This is a genomic window from Paenibacillus sp. MT86, assembly GCF_058792535.1.
Window position 1 is genome coordinate 633,042 of the sequence record NZ_CM179499.1, and the last position, 16,974, is coordinate 650,015.

18 protein-coding genes are annotated in these 16,974 nt (G+C 49.9%); 15 read left to right on the forward strand and 3 right to left on the reverse strand.

The features are described from left to right. Nucleotides 1-9: 9 nt before the first annotated feature. From AC3RCL_RS02700 to AC3RCL_RS02740, 9 genes are all read left to right on the forward strand, one after another. A complete protein-coding gene (locus AC3RCL_RS02700; RefSeq protein WP_012818738.1) occupies nucleotides 10-474 on the forward strand; it encodes a pyridoxamine 5'-phosphate oxidase family protein in 465 nt (154 codons plus the stop codon). Between the two features lie 305 nt (nucleotides 475-779). Beyond that, nucleotides 780-980: a cold-shock protein CspD gene (gene cspD, locus AC3RCL_RS02705; protein WP_006207896.1), complete on the forward strand. Its 201-nt coding sequence runs from the start codon at nucleotides 780-782 to the stop codon at nucleotides 978-980. Between the two features lie 96 nt (nucleotides 981-1,076). Then, nucleotides 1,077-1,313 (forward strand): cold-shock protein, encoded by a 237-nt coding sequence (locus AC3RCL_RS02710; RefSeq protein ID WP_012818739.1) that lies wholly within the window; start codon nucleotides 1,077-1,079, stop codon nucleotides 1,311-1,313. Between the two features lie 188 nt (nucleotides 1,314-1,501). Continuing rightward, on the forward strand, nucleotides 1,502-1,675 hold the full coding sequence (locus AC3RCL_RS02715) for a hypothetical protein (RefSeq protein ID WP_009591843.1): 174 nt from the start codon (nucleotides 1,502-1,504) through the stop codon (nucleotides 1,673-1,675). Nucleotides 1,676-2,011: 336 nt separating this feature from the next. After that, entirely contained in the window at nucleotides 2,012-3,007 is a 996-nt protein-coding gene (locus tag AC3RCL_RS02720) for an ABC transporter permease (RefSeq protein ID WP_192569890.1), read from the forward strand. 22 nt (nucleotides 3,008-3,029) lie between these two features. Beyond that, nucleotides 3,030-3,911 carry a carbohydrate ABC transporter permease gene (locus AC3RCL_RS02725; RefSeq protein WP_492534513.1) on the forward strand — a complete coding sequence of 294 codons (882 nt, stop codon included), beginning with the start codon at nucleotides 3,030-3,032 and terminating at the stop codon, nucleotides 3,909-3,911. A 140-nt stretch (nucleotides 3,912-4,051) separates the two neighbouring features. Beyond that, nucleotides 4,052-5,716: an extracellular solute-binding protein gene (locus AC3RCL_RS02730; RefSeq protein WP_251500762.1), complete on the forward strand. Its 1,665-nt coding sequence runs from the start codon at nucleotides 4,052-4,054 to the stop codon at nucleotides 5,714-5,716. 105 nt (nucleotides 5,717-5,821) lie between these two features. Then, complete coding sequence (locus AC3RCL_RS02735) at nucleotides 5,822-7,825, forward strand: cache domain-containing sensor histidine kinase (protein WP_492534514.1); 2,004 nt, start codon at nucleotides 5,822-5,824, stop codon at nucleotides 7,823-7,825. After that, the gene (locus tag AC3RCL_RS02740; protein ID WP_492534515.1) at nucleotides 7,800-9,383 is read left to right on the forward strand and encodes a response regulator; all 1,584 of its coding nucleotides are present in this window, start codon (nucleotides 7,800-7,802) and stop codon (nucleotides 9,381-9,383) included. The genes AC3RCL_RS02735 and AC3RCL_RS02740 overlap by 26 nt, the downstream gene beginning before the upstream one ends. 145 nt (nucleotides 9,384-9,528) lie before the next feature. On the opposite strand, the gene AC3RCL_RS02745 is transcribed toward AC3RCL_RS02740, so the two are convergent. Beyond that, complete coding sequence (locus AC3RCL_RS02745; RefSeq protein ID WP_492534516.1) at nucleotides 9,529-10,296, reverse strand: ArsR/SmtB family transcription factor; 768 nt, start codon at nucleotides 10,294-10,296, stop codon at nucleotides 9,529-9,531. A 264-nt stretch (nucleotides 10,297-10,560) separates the two neighbouring features. Here AC3RCL_RS02745 and AC3RCL_RS02750 point away from each other — a divergent pair, with 264 nt between their 5' ends. From AC3RCL_RS02750 to AC3RCL_RS02770, 5 genes are all read left to right on the forward strand, one after another. Then, a complete protein-coding gene (locus tag AC3RCL_RS02750) occupies nucleotides 10,561-11,112 on the forward strand; it encodes an NADPH-dependent FMN reductase (protein ID WP_012818747.1) in 552 nt (183 codons plus the stop codon). Nucleotides 11,113-11,239: 127 nt separating this feature from the next. Next, the gene (locus AC3RCL_RS02755) at nucleotides 11,240-12,400 is read left to right on the forward strand and encodes a GDSL-type esterase/lipase family protein (protein WP_492534517.1); all 1,161 of its coding nucleotides are present in this window, start codon (nucleotides 11,240-11,242) and stop codon (nucleotides 12,398-12,400) included. 85 nt (nucleotides 12,401-12,485) lie between these two features. Further along, the gene (locus AC3RCL_RS02760) at nucleotides 12,486-12,833 is read left to right on the forward strand and encodes an ester cyclase (protein WP_012818749.1); all 348 of its coding nucleotides are present in this window, start codon (nucleotides 12,486-12,488) and stop codon (nucleotides 12,831-12,833) included. 56 nt (nucleotides 12,834-12,889) lie between these two features. After that, complete coding sequence (locus tag AC3RCL_RS02765; protein ID WP_492534518.1) at nucleotides 12,890-13,294, forward strand: ester cyclase; 405 nt, start codon at nucleotides 12,890-12,892, stop codon at nucleotides 13,292-13,294. A gap of 115 nt (nucleotides 13,295-13,409) precedes the next feature. Further along, entirely contained in the window at nucleotides 13,410-13,910 is a 501-nt protein-coding gene (locus AC3RCL_RS02770; RefSeq protein ID WP_492534519.1) for a hypothetical protein, read from the forward strand. Nucleotides 13,911-14,096: 186 nt separating this feature from the next. On the opposite strand, the gene AC3RCL_RS02775 is transcribed toward AC3RCL_RS02770, so the two are convergent. Together AC3RCL_RS02775 and AC3RCL_RS02780 are read right to left on the reverse strand one after the other, a co-directional pair. Beyond that, nucleotides 14,097-14,249, reverse strand: coding sequence for a hypothetical protein (locus AC3RCL_RS02775; protein ID WP_009591875.1), 153 nt, complete (start codon nucleotides 14,247-14,249; stop codon nucleotides 14,097-14,099). Nucleotides 14,250-14,436: 187 nt separating this feature from the next. After that, complete coding sequence (locus AC3RCL_RS02780) at nucleotides 14,437-15,306, reverse strand: AraC family transcriptional regulator (protein WP_012818752.1); 870 nt, start codon at nucleotides 15,304-15,306, stop codon at nucleotides 14,437-14,439. A 156-nt stretch (nucleotides 15,307-15,462) separates the two neighbouring features. Between AC3RCL_RS02780 and AC3RCL_RS02785 the strand changes: the two genes are divergently transcribed. After that, a complete protein-coding gene (locus tag AC3RCL_RS02785) occupies nucleotides 15,463-16,854 on the forward strand; it encodes an MATE family efflux transporter (protein ID WP_492534520.1) in 1,392 nt (463 codons plus the stop codon). The last annotated feature ends 120 nt before the right edge of the window (nucleotides 16,855-16,974 follow it).

Genomic DNA, 16,974 nt, shown 5'->3' on the forward strand with positions numbered 1-16,974 from the left:
GATGGTGCTGTGACGGAACAGGCGGCAATATCAGAAGGATTGTGCCGATGGCTGGACGGCTCCGATCTGGAGTCGAAGCAATACGAAGCGATGCTGCTATTGAGCGTAACGGAAGATGGATGGCCGAATACGGCCATGCTCAGCGTAGGGGAGGTTCTGGCCTTGGACCGGAACCGGCTTCGGATTGCATTATGGCAGGGGACGGTTACGACGGGCAATCTCCTTCGGTCCGGACAGGCTACCTTGGTAGCCATTCATGATGGTGCGGCTCATTATGTTCGGCTGCGCCTCCAGGCGCTTCCCGATCTGCCCGATGCCCGGCATCCGCGGCAGCGTTTCGATGCCGAGGTCGTCGCCGTTCGCGAGGATATCGCGAAGTATGCGGATATTACGTCGGCTATCAGGTTTCAGCTTCACGAGCCGGATCAAGCGTTGGAACGGTGGAAGGAAACGCTTGAGGAATTGCGGAAGTAACGAGGGTTGTTCGTATAATTCCTGCTCCATATATAACTCCCGGGATATGACGGGAGTTATATATGCCTGCTCGTGCTTAATCGGAATGATGCCGAAGAAGACAACTTTAATTTTTCCGCAGAATCTTTTGCTTAGGTATTTGCTATCGTCGTTCAAATGTGTTAAGATATGAATATCGAAATCGACCTGAATTCACATATTGTAGAGGGTTGTCATTTCTGGTAACCTTGTGCAATATGTGAATTTTTTTATTCCGTCTGCGAAGAAAAAAGGTCATGTAAATATATATCAAGGAGGATTCCCCCATGCAAACAGGAACTGTTAAATGGTTTAATGCTGAAAAGGGCTTTGGTTTCATCGAAGTTGAAGGCGGTAACGATGTATTCGTTCACTTCAGCGCGATCCAAGGCGACGGCTTCAAAACGCTTGACGAAGGCCAACGCGTTGAATTCAACATCGTTGAAGGAAACCGTGGACCACAAGCTGAGAACGTTGTTAAATTGTAATTACAATTGAAGACTGCCCTTAATGTGTGACATTAAGGGCAGTTTTCTTTTATACGGCGTTTCTATTTTCTAAGACGAGAATAAGGAGGAGCGTTCATGTATTCGCGTAAAAACTCGATGGAGAGTATTCCTGAGGAAATAACGGAAGTGTGGGCATGCACGAAGGAAGACTGCAAAGGGTGGATGCGGGACGATTTTGCGTTCGACACGGAACCGGTATGCCATTTGTGTCATTCCCCTATGGTCAAGGAAACGAGAAGCCTGCCACAGCTAGTTAATACCAATAAACAACAGAAATCTCTGGCTAAGGGGATTCAGATCGAGCGCAAATAGCAGCTAATACCTAGAGAAAGCGCTGGGCAAACACTAATTCTTCTTGAAGCTACCTTCGGATTTTATGGTAAATCCGTCTATTTCTGTTTCATTGGAAGGAGAATGGTTAGTAATACGTGTACCCTTACATTCTGGGTCAGAATGATTTCGCAGCATAAGGGACGCAAAATTCAAAGGAGTGAAATGTATTGAACACGCAAACCGAGGTACTGAAGCGAAACATTGACAACATGATCATTCAGGAGAACCAAGGCGGCTTGAACGATCAGGAAAAATTCATCATGCAGAAGCTAATGCGTGAGAAATACCAGCAGGAACACGAAAGCAAACAGGAACAGCGCGAGGAAGACAAAGAGGAATAACGGGGAAACCGTTTGATATACGTTAGAACAAGGATGACATGGAAGCCTTGCCGATCAGAGAATCGGCTTGGGGCAGTAAATCATCCAAGAGAGAAGGCATGAATGGCAGCTACTGAGGCGGCTGCTGTTCATGCCTTTTTTTTGTGTCCCGGTCAGGAATGGGAACGATATTTCGTTTGGGGGGCGCAATTTTCGTTCTTGCTGATGGTTACCCGAAAAATGAGCACCTTGATACGAAATCTGAAACCTTACATGCAGACCATGTACGATTTACAATAGAAATATAGAGAATGTAAGGGTTTTCAAAATGATAGGATCAACTTGGAGGTCATAACCATGCAAAATCAACTTCATGCCGACGCTTCCGAAACCGGTGTCGGTCCCTCGATGGAGCCTTCTGTGCAGGATAAGAGGAAGCTCGACAGAAAAAGATGGCTCAGAAAGCTCTACGGCCAACGACATCTTCAAATTATGGCGCTGCTCGGCGTTGTGTGGATGATCATCTTCAACTACATTCCCATGTACGGTGTCATCATTGCATTCAAAGAATTCAACATCGTCAAATCCATCGGCGAAGCTCCCTGGGTAGGGCTGGCGCACTTTAAGGAATTTTTCTCGGACGAGGACTTTACCAACGTCATGCGGAACACGCTCGGGATCAGCTTGCTGAAGCTGTTTATCGGATTTCCGCTTCCGATTATCTTTGCGCTCTTCCTGAACGAGATCCGGTCGGTTCGCTACAAGCGAACGATCCAGACGATCTCTTATCTGCCTCACTTCTTGTCATGGGTCATCCTGGGCGGCATTCTGATGACCTGGCTGGCGGATATCGGGATCATCAACAATATCCTGCTGGCCCTGCATATTATCGACGAGCCGATCACGTATCTGGCTGAACCGAAATATTTCTGGGGAATCATTATCACTTCAGATATCTGGAAGGAGCTCGGGTGGTCCGCGATCATCTATCTGGCGGCCATTGCCAGTATTTCGCCGGAAATGTACGAGGCCTCCACGATTGACGGCGCCGGCCGGTTTCAGAAAATGTGGTATATCACGCTGCCCAGCATCAAGTCGACCATATCCATCCTCTTCATCCTTGCGGTCGGCGGTGTGCTGAACTCCAACTTCGATCAGATTTTGGTGCTCCGGAATTCGCTGAACGAAAGCGCGAGCAACGTCATCGATATTTTCGTGTACCACACCGGGATGCAGAACGGACGTTATTCCTACGCGCAAGCCGTCGCATTGTTCAAGTCCGTCATTGCGATCATCCTGCTGTTGATTGCGAACAGGGTGACCAAAAAACTGAACGACACCTCGCTGTTCTAACGAGAAGGGAGAATGATATTCCATGCTTAAACGCAGAACCAAAGGCGAAGCCTTCTTTGATATATTCAACAACTTCGGCATGCTGATCGTATGCTTCCTGACGATCTACCCGATCTGGTACGTGCTGGTAAATGCCTTCAATGACGGGCAGGACGCCATGCGCGGAGGAATCTACTGGTGGCCGCGGATGTTCAGCCTCGAGAATTTCAGCGCGGTGTTTCAGAGCTCCGGCATCATGACGGCGATGGGCATCACCGTAGCCAAAACCGTGATCGGCGTGTTCATCCACGTCCTCTTCACCGCGATGGTCGCTTATGCATTTTCGCGGAAGGGTCTGATCGGCGGCAAATTCTATATTCTGCTCGGAACGATAACGATGTTTTTCGGCGGCGGACTGATTCCAACCTATCTGTTGATCAAGGATCTGAATATGCTAGACAGTTTCCTTGTGTACATCATACCGGCCATGTTCAGTTTCTTTGACCTCATCATCTTCATGACCTTCTTCCGGGAAATTCCGGACGGTCTGGAGGAGGCCGCGAAGATTGACGGGGCCAACGACTGGTCGATCTTCCTCCGGGTCGTGCTGCCGGTATCCATGCCGGTTATCGCAACGATCGCCTTGTTTCACGGAGTTTATCAGTGGAACGACTATTTCACCGGCGTCATCTATATCAACAATACGGATCTGCAGCCGATCCAGACGTATCTGTATAAGGTCGTCGCTCAATCGAGCTCCAATCAGATGATGGCCCAGGTGCCGGGCGGCGTAGCCAAGACGGTCACTTCCCAATCGATCAAAATGGCGACCATGGTCGTAACGACGGCGCCGATCGTATTCGTTTATCCGTTCCTGCAGCGATATTTCGTCAAAGGGATGATGATCGGCTCCATTAAAGGTTGATTCACAGGATTCGTTGTTAGCCTTCCTTTCTATCTCCCGGGGAGACCCGGGGGAGGGGAAATCTTACAGGTAGCTTCTCTTGCCTAATCCGGCGGGAGTTCTATATAATCATATTTTTAAATAAGAAAAGGGGTAAACACATGAGCAAGATGCTTAAGCCAAAGAGCCTTCTGTTGTTGATGTTCGCACTGGTCATGGCCTTTACAACAGCATGCTCGTCCGGCGGTGACAATAACGCGTCGGAAAAAGAGGAAGACAAACCGGCAGAAGAAGTAAAACTGACTCAGGACCAGCCGGGATGGGAAGTCGATACCTCCCCGATTACGTTTGATTGGTACATCAACTTCGCCTGGTTCCCGAACAAATGGGGCGAGGACATTACGTCGCAATACGTAACGAAGAAGACGGGGGTTAACGTCAACTTCATCGTGCCGGCAGGGAACGAAGCCGAGAAGATGAATACGATGATCGCTTCCGGCACACTGCCTGATTTTATTACGCTGGGATGGTATGAAGACGCTGTCAAAAAAATGATCGAAGGCGACCTCGTTCTGCCGCTGAACGAACTGGCTGACCAATACGATCCGTATTTCTATAAAGTAACCGACCCTGCGAAGGTGTCGTGGTACACCAAGGATGACGGCAATATTTACGGTTATCCGAATGCCTCCTCTTCACCGAAGGACTATGAGAAGTTTGGCGATAACATTACCTCCAACCAAACGTTCCTGGTCCGCAAAGACATGTATGAGGCACTCGGAAGCCCGGATATGCGCACGCCGGAAGGTTTCCTGAAAGCGCTTGAGGACGCCAAGAAAATGTTCCCGGACGTGAACGGACAGCCGCTCATTCCGTTTGGATTGCATGATTTCCATGAAAAAGGCAACAGCTCCCTTGAGGGCTACCTGCAGAACTTCCTCGCCATTCCGCAGGATAAAGACGGAAAGCTGTATGACCGCAGCACCGATCCGGAATATGTAAGATGGTTGAAGACGTTTCGGATGGCGAATGAAAAAGGTCTGATGTCCAAGGATATTTTCGTGGATAAACGCCCGCAGATGGAAGAAAAAATCGCACAGGGTCGCTATTTCGCGATGCTGTACCAACGCAGCGATATGGCGAACCAGCAGAACGCGCTGTATGCAAACGATCCGAACTCCGTCTACATCGCAGTGGACGGACCGGCTAACTCCAACCTGGATCAGCCGACCTTGTCGGGTCCTTCGATCTCCGGCTGGACGGTAACCTTGATCTCCAAGAACGTAAAAGACAAAGCGCGTGCCATTCGCTTCCTGGATTACCTGATCTCCGAAGAAGGCCAGCGTGATACCTACTTGGGCGAAAAAGGCGTGACATGGGATACGATTGACGGCAAAGACCAATTCCTGCCTGAGGTTGCAGAGCTGCTGAACAGCGACCGCGGCGCATTCGACAAAAAGTACGGAGCATCCCACACCTTCTGGATGATGATGGATAATAACGTTACGCAGCCTTGGATGCCTGCTGCAGTCGAGCCGTTTAAGCAAATGGAAGACTGGACCCGCGGCAAGACCCAGAGCTTCTCGCAATTCGATCAGCTGGATCCGGATGCCGGCTCCGAGGAAGGCATCATTAACGACAAGGTCATGAGCGAGTGGGGCAAAATCCTGCCGAAGCTGATCTTTGCCAAAACGGATGCCGAATTCGATCAAATCTGGAACGATTACCAAGCGAAACGCGAATCGCTCGGATTCGCGAAGGTTCAGGAATACAGACAGAAAGAATACGAAGAGAACGTCAAGAAGCTTGAGGAATTCTTGAAGTAAGGATTTTCTCTAGAGCGCGAAAAAAACAGAATGCAGGCGCAAGGTACCCTATGATCGATTTTGTCGAAATAGGGTGCCTTTTGTCGCATCACGAGCTAATATAGGATGGTATCCGATCGGCTGTTGCTGCCTTTCCATCCAGGACTCGGTTACGGTTATTTCATGAAACGGGATGTGACAGTCATGATGAAACGAATGGCATCGCTTATACAATCGTTTACCTATTGGATTGGCCGCAGGTCGATGCAGAGCCGTTTGGTTGCTGCCTATATTTTGATTTTGCTGATTCCGAGCATGATCGTGTCGAATTATTTTTTCAAGCAGATTCGGGATACCTATATCAGCGATGCGCTTAACCAGAACTCGTTCCTGCTGGAAATCGAGAAGATGAACATGCTGAACCAGATCGAGGCGATCGAAATGGCCGCACAGCTGGCGATTTCGGACGACGGGATCAAGGATTACCTTAGGATTAATGAAGAGCCTGAGCCGGCATGGCTAATCGATTTGGCATGGGGGCCTTTCAAGGACATACAACGGATCCAAACCAATAATCCGAATATTACGCATCTTCGGTTATACACCAACAATTCGAACGTGACGGAGATGTGGCCGATCATTTTCCATGAGAAACGGATCGCAAGCGAGCCGTGGTTTCCCAAGGTCAAGGAGTTGGACGGCGGGGAGATGTGGGTATTCAACCACCGCGATCCCGATATTCTGCAGCGCTACGCCGCCGACGTGTCCGAAGAGCAGCCGAAGGTGTCCTTGATCCGCCAAGTCCATAACGGGAATTACAGCGGCGTGATTCAGGTGGATATGCTGCTCAAGTATTTTGCTCCGAAGACCTTTGCCGGTATCGTGGATAACAGCTCGCAGATGGTCATCGTGGATCAGGAAGGGAAGCTGTTCATGGATCGAAGCCAATCGTTCATGACCAGTCACGAGGGACTCCGGGACGAGGTGGAGCTTCAATTCGCTAAGCTGAAGCTGCAGACGGGCGACTCCGAGGAGACCATGCATGCCAGGTTCAGCCTGGACGGTTCCTCGTTCCTGCTGATTGCGACGCCGATGGAGCGGCTTCATGCCCACGTGCTGAATGTCGTTTCCCTGGAAGGGGCGCTGAATAACGTATCCAAGGCCCAGGGACAGATTATAGCCGCGAACGTCGTGCTGATCATTCTGTTGTCGATTATTACGTATTACTTAAATTCCATTATCCTGAAGAGCCTGCGTCGTTTAACGGAAACGATGAAGAGAGTCCGCAAGGGAGAGGTTACCGCGGCCATTGCGATCCGGGGCGGCGGCGAGGTGGGCGAACTGGCGCATCATTTTAACAAATTGATCCGCACCATCAATGAACTGATTGCCCAAGGGGTTCGCAAGCAGGCGGTGACCAAGGAGGCGGAGCTGCGCACGCTGCACAGCCAGATCGATTCCCATTTCCTATACAACACGCTGGAAAATATTAAAATGCTGGCCGAAATCGAGGGACAGCGGACGATTTCGGACGCGCTGACCTCCCTAGGCGGAATGATGCGTTATAACTTCAAATGGTCGGGAGAGTACGTCAAGCTGAGGGATGAGATTCGCCATATCCGCAACTATATCGATGTGATGAATATCCGGTTCGACGAGCCGATCCGACTTGAACTCAACATTCCATCCGAATTCATGGAGCTCGAGGTATTGAAAATGTCGCTGCAGCCCATCGTGGAAAATGCCGTCAAGCATGCCTGGCCGGAGTTCCCGGATCAGGAGAAGCAGATCAAGATCGATGTCATCGCATGGGAAGAGGACCAGATTACGATTAACGTCACGGACAATGGAATCGGGATCGAGCCTTATCGGCTGGGCAGGCTGGGCGAGATTCTGCGAACGGCGGACGACGAGGAGCTCCCTTCGGGAGATTATGGGCGCGGCGGCGTGCAGGCCGGTGGAATCGGGCTTCGAAACGTGCACCAGCGAATCCGGTTGTTCTATGGGAATGAATATGGAATCGAATTGAAGAGCGAAAAGGGGAAGTTTACGCAGGTGACCATGACATTCCCTAAAGTGCTGTTAACAGGAGGAGGCAGTGGACATGAGAAGTCTGATGATCGTGGATGATGAGAAGAATATCCGGTATGGCCTGAAAACGATGATTGAACGGGAGTTCCCGGATCAATACGAGATCCGTTTGGCTGCCCAAGGGCAGGAAGCGCTGGAAGCCTACAACGAACAACCGGCCGATATCGTCATTACGGACATCCGGATGCCGGTCATGGACGGAATACGCCTGATCGAGGCACTGGCCGAACGGGAGGGTCCGCTGGGCGTTAAACCCGTCTTTCTGATTCTTAGCGGGTATGACGATTTTGAATATGCGAAGGCGGCGATCCGGTACCAGGTGAAAGAGTACCTTCTTAAGCCGATTCGACGGGACGAACTGTTCGCTGCCCTCCGAAAGACAGAAGAAGTTTTGATCCGGCAAGCGGACGTGCATGACCGCATGGCGGCCAGTGACGCATATCTTCAACAGCTGCAGATCCATCGGCTGAAGGAACTCCTGGAGCGGCCCCAAGGTGTGAATGGGGAGCCGGAGGCTGCCGCGGCTGAAATCGGATTTGATTCCTTCGTAAAGCCATTTCGGGTAGCGGTGATGAAATACAAATACGAAGACGGCAACTCCATGAACAAAGATGAGCTGAAGCAGCTGATTGATAACATGACGGCTTCGGTGGAAGGGCGGATCAATGCGTGTTTCCTGGACGGTAAGGGGAGGGTCGTGCTCATCGGCAGTCCGGACGGACAATTCGAGAAGCTGGCACGGCAGTTTACCGAGCGGGAGATGGACGGGCTCTTCGTCGGAATTAGCCGGAAAGGCTTCCGGTTCGAGGATATTCGGAGCTGTTACAACCAGGCGCTGACCGCTTTGAGTTATACGTTCATTCACCCCAACGTCAAACTGATGAGCCATGATGACATTCAAGGGGAGCTGAACACGTACCCGGTGCCGGAAGAGAATATCCGCAAGCTCGGCAACATGCTCGGCACGGAACGGGAACGGGAGATCAAGGCGCTGCTGCTGGACATTTTCCATATCGATGACATGCCCCATGTGGCCATCGATTATTTGGAGTTTGTCAGCAAACGGATTAATGAACGGGTGCTGGACGAAGTGTTCCGCGTGTACGGAGACTCCATGGTGGAAGTGTTGAAGCTGTACCGCAAGGTTGGGACGATGGACAATTACCGTCATTTCCATACGTATTTCAGGAATCTGGAGCATCTGCTGCTGCACGTGAACGAATATGTGAAAGGGATCCGTTCCGCCCACAGCGAGCATTCCGAGATCAAGGCAGCGGTCAGCTACATGGAGGAGAATTATCACAGGCCGCTGAACATGGCAATGGTCAGCAATTATGTATCGTTGAATTATTCGTATTTCAGCGAAGCGTTTAAGGCACATACGGGCGAAAATTTCGTGGTTTATCTCAAAAAGCTGCGAATAACGAAAGCCAAGGACCTGCTTCAGGACGGTGACATGAAACTTGCCGACATCGGCAAAGCGGTCGGGTTTGAGAACACCAAGCAATTCTCGCGCGTCTTCAAAGAGCTGGAAGGCATCTCGCCGCATGAATACCGGATCAAGGTGCAGACGGATGCAGGCTTGCAGCAGGAATGATTTCAAAAAAACGCTGGGAGGACCAGTCGCCAAAATGGTATTGTCTATGAAGGGAGAACCTTGTCCGTCAAGCGGCAGGGTTCTCCCTCTTATATGAACCGGGGACTGTTATTTTACATCCGATCCCTTTTCACGGTTGACGCCACTATGGACTAGTGAGCGTTGAACCCGTTTCAAGCAAGGTCTTCAATCCGGACAGTACGATCGGCAAGCCTAACTTCAGCGTGTCAGCCGTATGCATCGCCTGATCAAACTCATCATGGATAACCGTTACAAGGGTTACGCCGTTAAGCTCGGCATGGGGATCGATTTCCCACGTAATGCGCGAGGGCTTTTCGCCGGCAGTATTATCGGTTATTAACATCCTCCAACTCAGAACCAGCTTATGCGGTGGATCTATGCTTATTATGGTCCCCTCTGCTTGAACCTTGCCCTCGGGGTTCTTAAGATGGAATGGTGAGCCGATTTCCCAGTTGGATTGGATGGAGCAGTTGTACCAGAACTTGGATGTCTTGGCTGGATCGGTTATGGCGCGCCATACTTGCTCGGGTGCTGCTTTAATAGCAATCTGGTTTACATGACGGGGTTTCTGTTCCATATTCGGTTCACGCTCCAATTCATTTTTAAGGGATGTTAATTCCAGCGCCCAGGGCTCAGCGTATTTGCTGACCCATCGGTCGTATATTTGACGGATCGGCACGGAATTCAGATAATGCAGCTTCTCCCGGCCTACCTTTCTCGTTGTGATAAGGCCGGCCTCCTCCAGTATATGAAGATGCTTCATGACGCCGAATCGGGTCATCTCAAGGGGAACGCACAGCTCGGTTAAACTTTGCCCATCTGATTTATACAGCAGATCCAAGAGAGTTCGCCGGCTGGGATCCGCCAGTGCTTTAAATATTTCATTTTCCAATCGTGACATCTCCTTCTTTACAGCATGCTAAGAAAATCCAAATGGCTATTGACATGTGACCAAATGGTAACGTATTATAAACGTGACAGTATAGTCACATATTATCATACACCGAATCGTTTGTCAGCTTACGGCATTTTGAATGGACGAATGGGGAGGTATGAAAGTGACGAAGCAGCATAGTAAAGAGCATAGTAAACAGCATAGGTCTGGATGATTAAGAATCCATAGTGGTTAAAAAGTACAGGGAGGATGAGGAAACATATGAAAATTGTTATGATCGCGGGCAGTAATCGTCAAGGAGCTACAAGTACGTTATTGCTTCGCTATATCGGGAGGCTGCTGCAAGGTCATCAAATTTCAGCCGCATGTATCGAATTGAATGAATTGGAATTACCGCTTTATTCGCCTGACAACGAGGAACTGAGCCCGAATGTCCAGTATGTATTGGATATAGTCAAAGGTGCGGACGGATTGATCTTCGCGACACCGGAATATCATGGTTCGATTTCAGGGGTGCTCAAAAATGCCCTGGATTACATGAATGTAAGTCATATATCGGGGAAACCGGTGCTTTCCGTGAGCTCTGCAGGCGGACCGGTCGGGGTGAGCTCGCTGACCCATCTTCAGAGTATTATGCGCAACTTGCATGGGGTTAACAGCCCGGAGTGGATTTCTATCGGAGCGGGATCGCAAGGCTTTGATGCGGAGGGTGTTCCATTAGATGCTGGGCTGAGGGAGAGGGTTGATGCTGCTGTAGAGAAGTTTCTCGTTCTGACCCGGTCGCTTTCTGTTGGCGTCATGTCATTACGGTAACAGGACTTCACGGATTTCTAAACTGCGATCCATCCTATGGGTAACTGTGCATTTTACGGATGACTGTATAACGATGCGCCTAATACGTGACCATTTAGTTACGTATTAGGTGGAAAGGAGAATACATGTGAAAGCAATTCAGCCAGGTATAAAGAAGACGGCAGGAACAACTGTAGAGGCAGGCGAACGTTGGTTGGGTTCCTGGTTTGCAAGCCAGACTTACTACGATGCAAGATTCGCCGCCTTCGATACATTGGATAACCAGACGATTCGCATGATCGTACACCCCCATACCGCCGGCTCTACCATACGATTGAAGTTATCCAATCTGTATGGTTCCGAACAGGTAGTATTCGGCAGCGTAAACTTAGCGCTTTCCAATAAAGATGGGTATACGATTCCAGGAAGCGATAGACATGTCACATTCGAACGGATATCAATCATCATCATTCCTGCCGGACGAGAAATCTATACTGATCCCGTGGATCTTAACGTGAGTGGAGCTGTGGATGTAGCCATAAGCATATATGTTCCTCAATCAACTAAAACATCTACTTGGCATTTTTCCCCACCCCAAATCAGCTATATCGCCGATGGGGATCACGCTTCGGATAACAGTGCAGAATTTTTCAAGCAAAAGACCCACTCCTGCTGTTGGGTATCCGGTATGGAGGTATTATCCCAGGGAAGAAATTCACGAGTGATTGTTGCTCTAGGCGACTCGATTACAGAGGGGAGTACGTCTACCGCAGGCTCTAACCACCGGTGGCCAGACTTGTTTTATGATCGTCTTGTCCGGGAAAAGACAGACCGGGAAATTTCGGTCCTTAATTCCGGCATCGTCGGGAATCAGATTCTAAAGAGCGGTCCAGACGTTGGTCTGCCCGTAGCCGGAGAAAATGTGCTTTCGCGTTTAGATCGCGACGTTTTCTCTCACCCTGGAATTACAGACGTGATTTTTTTTGAAGGTATCAACGATATCGGCCTTGGGAATGCGACCGCGAATCAAATCATCGCGGGCATGAAGAAGGTGGCTGTCGAAGCGCATACCAAAGGAGTACGCATATGTATAGGCACCCTCACCCCGTTCGGCAATGCAAATTATTACTCGGAGGAAAAGGAACGAGTTCGCCAAGAAGTGAACCAGTGGATTCGTACTCAACATGTATTCGATGGAATGATTGACTTTGACAAGGCCTTAGCTAATCCGAAGCTCCAAACGAACTGCTTCCCGCCTATGATTTTGGCGATCATCTGCATCTTAGCGATGCAGGATATAAGGCATTAGCTGATAGTATCCCATTGTCTCTATTTGAGAGATAGGAATCAGCCTGCTTTCCTAATGCAAATAACCAACAAAGGAGATGTTTTTCATGAAGACCATAGAGCAGAACAATATCGAAATGGTGACCGCAAAGATCGAGGAGTTGTGGAATAAAGGGGATATTTATCAGACGGATCAGTTTTTTGCCGAACAGATCGCAGAAGCCTTCGAGGATCAACACTATATGCTAGCTGATACCTTAGCCCAAGGGGAGAAGGTCATAGCAAGAATTGTTATTACAGGAACGCATAATGCCAGCTTTGCAGGAAATCCGCCGACGGGCAAATCCGTTCAGATTACCCAGTTCCGGGAATTTCATATCGTAGATGGCGAAATTACGAATCACAGTGGTTGGTTCGATACAGGGACGCTGCTGCCCCAAATCCAGGCAAAGTAGCTGCGGATGTTAACGGTAAAGCAATCGGAAAACCCAACGAACAAAGGAGATGTTTTATGATGAAAACAATAGAACAGAACAATATGGAAACGGTATCCGCGTTTATCGAGAGTTTCTGGAATCAGAGTGATATGGACAGCACGGATCAATTTTTATCGCCCGGTTATCAAGAGCATTCTTATCAATCCAAAGAAGGCCTGAAACAATTTGCCTTAACCATACTGGGGGCATTTCCAGATAAACACTATACCGTGGAACAGATGATCGCCCAAGGGGATAAGGTATTAGTAAGAATGGGGGTAAGAGGCACGCATACCGGCATGTTTTTTGGAAACTCTCCAACAGGCAATACCATTGATGTGACACTGTACCGTCAATATCGGGTAACCGATGGTAAAATAACCGAACATCGCGGTTGGATCGACATGGTGACGATGTGGCGCCAAATTCGAGGCAGCTAATGATTCGGCACGATCCAGTCTTATGGACTGGGTCGTTTATTTTGCTCTCTGACCATGATATATTCCATCTCATTTTATCCTTAATATGGTAAAATAGAGGAGTCGGAGGTGTGTTATGACGAATTCAGCGAAATGGATCTGGGTATGGATGGTAGCATTGGTGCTGGCCTGCACCGTGTTTCTGATTGAACATCAGAAGAAGATCGAACAGGGAACGAAAATGACCTTGCAAAGCATATTGGGCACATCTCTATTTCAAATATGGAGCCATTACACCGACATTTTGGAGCTGAAGTCCATGCCCCTTCATGAAGCGCGCCTTGCGGAAGTGCGGCTGAAGCTGGCGGCCATCGAAGCCTATTCCAAGACAGCGGATGAAGCCGTCCGTTCGCAGCTGCTTAACCCCATCGCGGGAAAGTTCCTGGCTCTGTCCGACAGCATACGGGAAAGCTATGCGGAGAACGGGGAGTTCTCGGAGGAAGACATCGAGAAGTACGCGATCATCATGAAGGATTCGGAAGCATTGATTTCCCTGATGTACAAGGTGTATTACGTTACGGATTCGGTTGAGGGGGAGAAGTCAATCTGGACATCTCCGATTACGACGAATTGGTAGCGCTTAACAACAGGTTGAAGCATGATTTGGATGGATTTGCGAAGAAGTAGTTTAGAATGCCGGAACCCGGAGAAGAAACGATAGTGATGACGGAAAAAAAGACACCTGATCTGCTTTCCAAGGACATGCCTGGAATAGCGATGGGGTGTCTTTCCTATATGCAGGATTATGTAATCCCTGTGTTATTTATTGAGCTGCGGTCTCTAATGTGGACAGCGTCATTTCCATTTTGCGGGTGATTTCTTTCTGCCACTTCACGTCTCCAAGCTGGATCGCGAGGTTCAGCAGGTCCAAATAATCATCCATTTGCAGAGAACAGCGGCGGGAAGTCGTTTTCATAAGTCAATCGGCTCTCCTTTGTATATAAACTCTTCAAGCGAAAAGCGTGTAAACCTGAGTGTAAATACATTCTCAACACATTCTCACTTGTCCGGTAATGATAATCATTATCATGTGATTAATTCTCATTATAAAGGCTTCCCGCCCAGGTTGCAAGCTTCTTTCTTGGATTTCGCGTAAAAATGAATTAATTCATGAAGAACCGCTGCCTGTATTTGCGCGGCGAGATCCCTTCCTGCTTCGTGAAACAGGAGGTGAAGTAGGCCGCATGATTGAAACCGACCTCTTCCGCGACCCGGCTGATGCTGAAATCCGTCTGCATCAGCAGCATCTTGGCCTGTTCGATCCGATAGCGCTGCAAATATTCAACCGGCGAGCAGCCGAATTCCTTCTGCATGCAGCGTGCGATATAGACAGGGTGGAAGTTGATGCGGTCGCCGAGCTCCTGTACCTTGAACTCCTCGCGATAATGCTTCCGCAGATAAGCTGCGGCCCGTTCGGCACAAGCGGAGGAGGGCGAGGAGAGTGGCGTATCCAGTGCGGCGGCCAGCAACTCGATGAGCTCTTGGAACACCACCTGCTGCCGCCACAGGATTTTGGCCTGGTGACCGTACTGAACCAGCGAAGACAGGGTAGCCAGGAGCTCCATGGCCTTTTCCGGCTGAGGCAGGGTGCCGAACTGGGGGATGTTGACGGAAAAATAGTTCGGCGTCATCGCCTTCAGCTCCGGAACTTCCTCTCTTCTAGGCGCTTGGCAAGCCTCGTCCGGGTGCCAATCCCCGGAGGTCTGGAAATGGAGCCAGTAATAATCGGTCTCCTCGGTGCATCCCCTCGTGCCGAAATGATGTGTATCGGGACGCAGGATCAGGAACATGCCGGGTTTGATCTCATAAGGACTTCCGTTCTCGGTGACATACAGCTGTCCCTTCCTAACGACGAGCAGATCAAAGATGCCGATGTTTTTGCGGTTGGGGTGTCCACTGTGAATCGGAGCCCGGGTAAGCCCGCTATTGATGTATTCCGGCAGCGGCGGAACGGTAAAATTCAGGATCGTCATAAGAAAGCCCTTTCGTGGTTCGCGAGGTTTGAATTTTGAAAGTTTTCGTTCGGAAAATGATATTATAACTCCAGTATACCATCTATAATTTGAAAAGGTTAAAGACCGTTTCATCATGAATTGTGTTTAACCCTTACATCATGGGTGGAGGTTGGAATGTTGGATAAAAACACAAACAAATTTACATTATGGGTTCTCGCATGGCCCATATTTATCGAGCTGTTCCTGCAGTTTCTGCTGGGAGCGGTGGATACATTGATGGTGAGCCGGATTTCCGACGATGCGGTGGCCGTGGTCGGCTTCTCCAATCAGCTGTTTCAGGCGATGACGACGCTGTTCATGACGGTCGCCAGCGGTGCCGGCATTCTCATTGCCCAGAAGATCGGGTCGCATCGGACGGGGGATGCCCGAACGATCGGCATCATGGCGGTAAGCGCCACCACCATCATCGGCTTGGCGTGCAGCTTGATATTGTTTGCAATGCCGGAGGCTATCGCCTCGGTGCTGCAGCTGCCGGAGCGTCTGCTTCCGCTTGCGGGAACGTATATCTCCATTGTCGGCGGCGGAATGATATTGATTGCCATGATGGCTACGATGAGCACGGTCATCCGCAATACCGGCAACACGCGCGGGCCGATGTACGTGGCCATCGGGATGAATATCATCCACGTCATTATGAACTATGGGTTTATATTCGGGGCTTTCGGCTTCCCGCAGTGGGGGCTTACCGGCGTTGCGGTTTCGACGGTGGTCAGCCGATTGCTTGCCGTTCTCTTGCTGCTGTACATGTTCCTTCGTTCCTTTGAATACCGAATCAAATGGAAGGAATTCCGGGTGTTCGACCGCCCGCTGTTCGGCGAAATCCTGAAGATCGGATGGCCGCTCGGCATCAATATGTCCTGCTGGGTTTTTACGCAGCTGATCATCTACTCCTTCATTGCAACGCTGGGTGCCGCCGAGCTGGCAGCCCGTACGTACATGAATACGCTGGAGTCCTTCTGCTTCCTGCTAGGCTCGTCGATCGCGATGGCGGCCCAGATCCAGATCGCGCATCTGTTCGGCGCAGGCCGGATCCGGGAGGCATACCGAAGCGCGTACCGCGCACTGGGTATCGGGACAATTTACGTGGTCGTCAATGCATTCATCCTGTATGTTTTCGGAAAACAGCTACTGGGGCTGTTTACGGACGATAAGACGATCGTTGCGATCGGGGCATCGCTTCTTGGGATGAACCTGATTCTCCAGCCCGGCAAAATGCTCAACATGGCGCTCGGCAACTCGCTCAATGCCGTCGGAGATACCAGGTTCACCATGTACATTTCCCTTGGCTCGATGTGGCTTGTCGCCACCGGGCTGTCCTATGTGCTTGGCATACACATGGGATGGGGTCTTATCGGCATCTACTCCTGCATGATTGCCGACGAGTATTTGCGCGGCGTGTTGTCTTTCTTCCGCTGGCGGGGGCAGAAGCACCTCCGCAAGGCAGAGCAAGTCGAGCCGGTGAGCCATCAGGCACACCCAATGGAACCGATCCCGGCGCAAGCTTAATGATTGGTTATAATATAGAAAAAGGATACTTCGGCCGTGCGGCATCGGGGTATCCTTTTTTTACATACTAAAAAAATAACATACTCGAAAACTTTTTGCCTGCATGCCGGGGTATTGTAA

Coding starts and splice junctions, on each gene's coding strand:
- cspD (WP_006207896.1), top strand. CDS start 780: ATGCAAACAGGAACTGTTAAATGGTTTAATGCTGAAAAGGGCTTTGGT.
- AC3RCL_RS02710 (WP_012818739.1), top strand. CDS start 1,077: ATGTATTCGCGTAAAAACTCGATGGAGAGTATTCCTGAGGAAATAACG.
- AC3RCL_RS02720 (WP_192569890.1), top strand. CDS start 2,012: ATGCAAAATCAACTTCATGCCGACGCTTCCGAAACCGGTGTCGGTCCC.
- AC3RCL_RS02725 (WP_492534513.1), top strand. CDS start 3,030: ATGCTTAAACGCAGAACCAAAGGCGAAGCCTTCTTTGATATATTCAAC.
- AC3RCL_RS02730 (WP_251500762.1), top strand. CDS start 4,052: ATGAGCAAGATGCTTAAGCCAAAGAGCCTTCTGTTGTTGATGTTCGCA.
- AC3RCL_RS02735 (WP_492534514.1), top strand. CDS start 5,822: ATGGTATCCGATCGGCTGTTGCTGCCTTTCCATCCAGGACTCGGTTAC.
- AC3RCL_RS02740 (WP_492534515.1), top strand. CDS start 7,800: ATGAGAAGTCTGATGATCGTGGATGATGAGAAGAATATCCGGTATGGC.
- AC3RCL_RS02750 (WP_012818747.1), top strand. CDS start 10,561: ATGAAAATTGTTATGATCGCGGGCAGTAATCGTCAAGGAGCTACAAGT.
- AC3RCL_RS02760 (WP_012818749.1), top strand. CDS start 12,486: ATGAAGACCATAGAGCAGAACAATATCGAAATGGTGACCGCAAAGATC.
- AC3RCL_RS02765 (WP_492534518.1), top strand. CDS start 12,890: ATGATGAAAACAATAGAACAGAACAATATGGAAACGGTATCCGCGTTT.
- AC3RCL_RS02770 (WP_492534519.1), top strand. CDS start 13,410: ATGACGAATTCAGCGAAATGGATCTGGGTATGGATGGTAGCATTGGTG.
- AC3RCL_RS02775 (WP_009591875.1), bottom strand. CDS start 14,249: ATGAAAACGACTTCCCGCCGCTGTTCTCTGCAAATGGATGATTATTTG.
- AC3RCL_RS02780 (WP_012818752.1), bottom strand. CDS start 15,306: ATGACGATCCTGAATTTTACCGTTCCGCCGCTGCCGGAATACATCAAT.
- AC3RCL_RS02785 (WP_492534520.1), top strand. CDS start 15,463: ATGTTGGATAAAAACACAAACAAATTTACATTATGGGTTCTCGCATGG.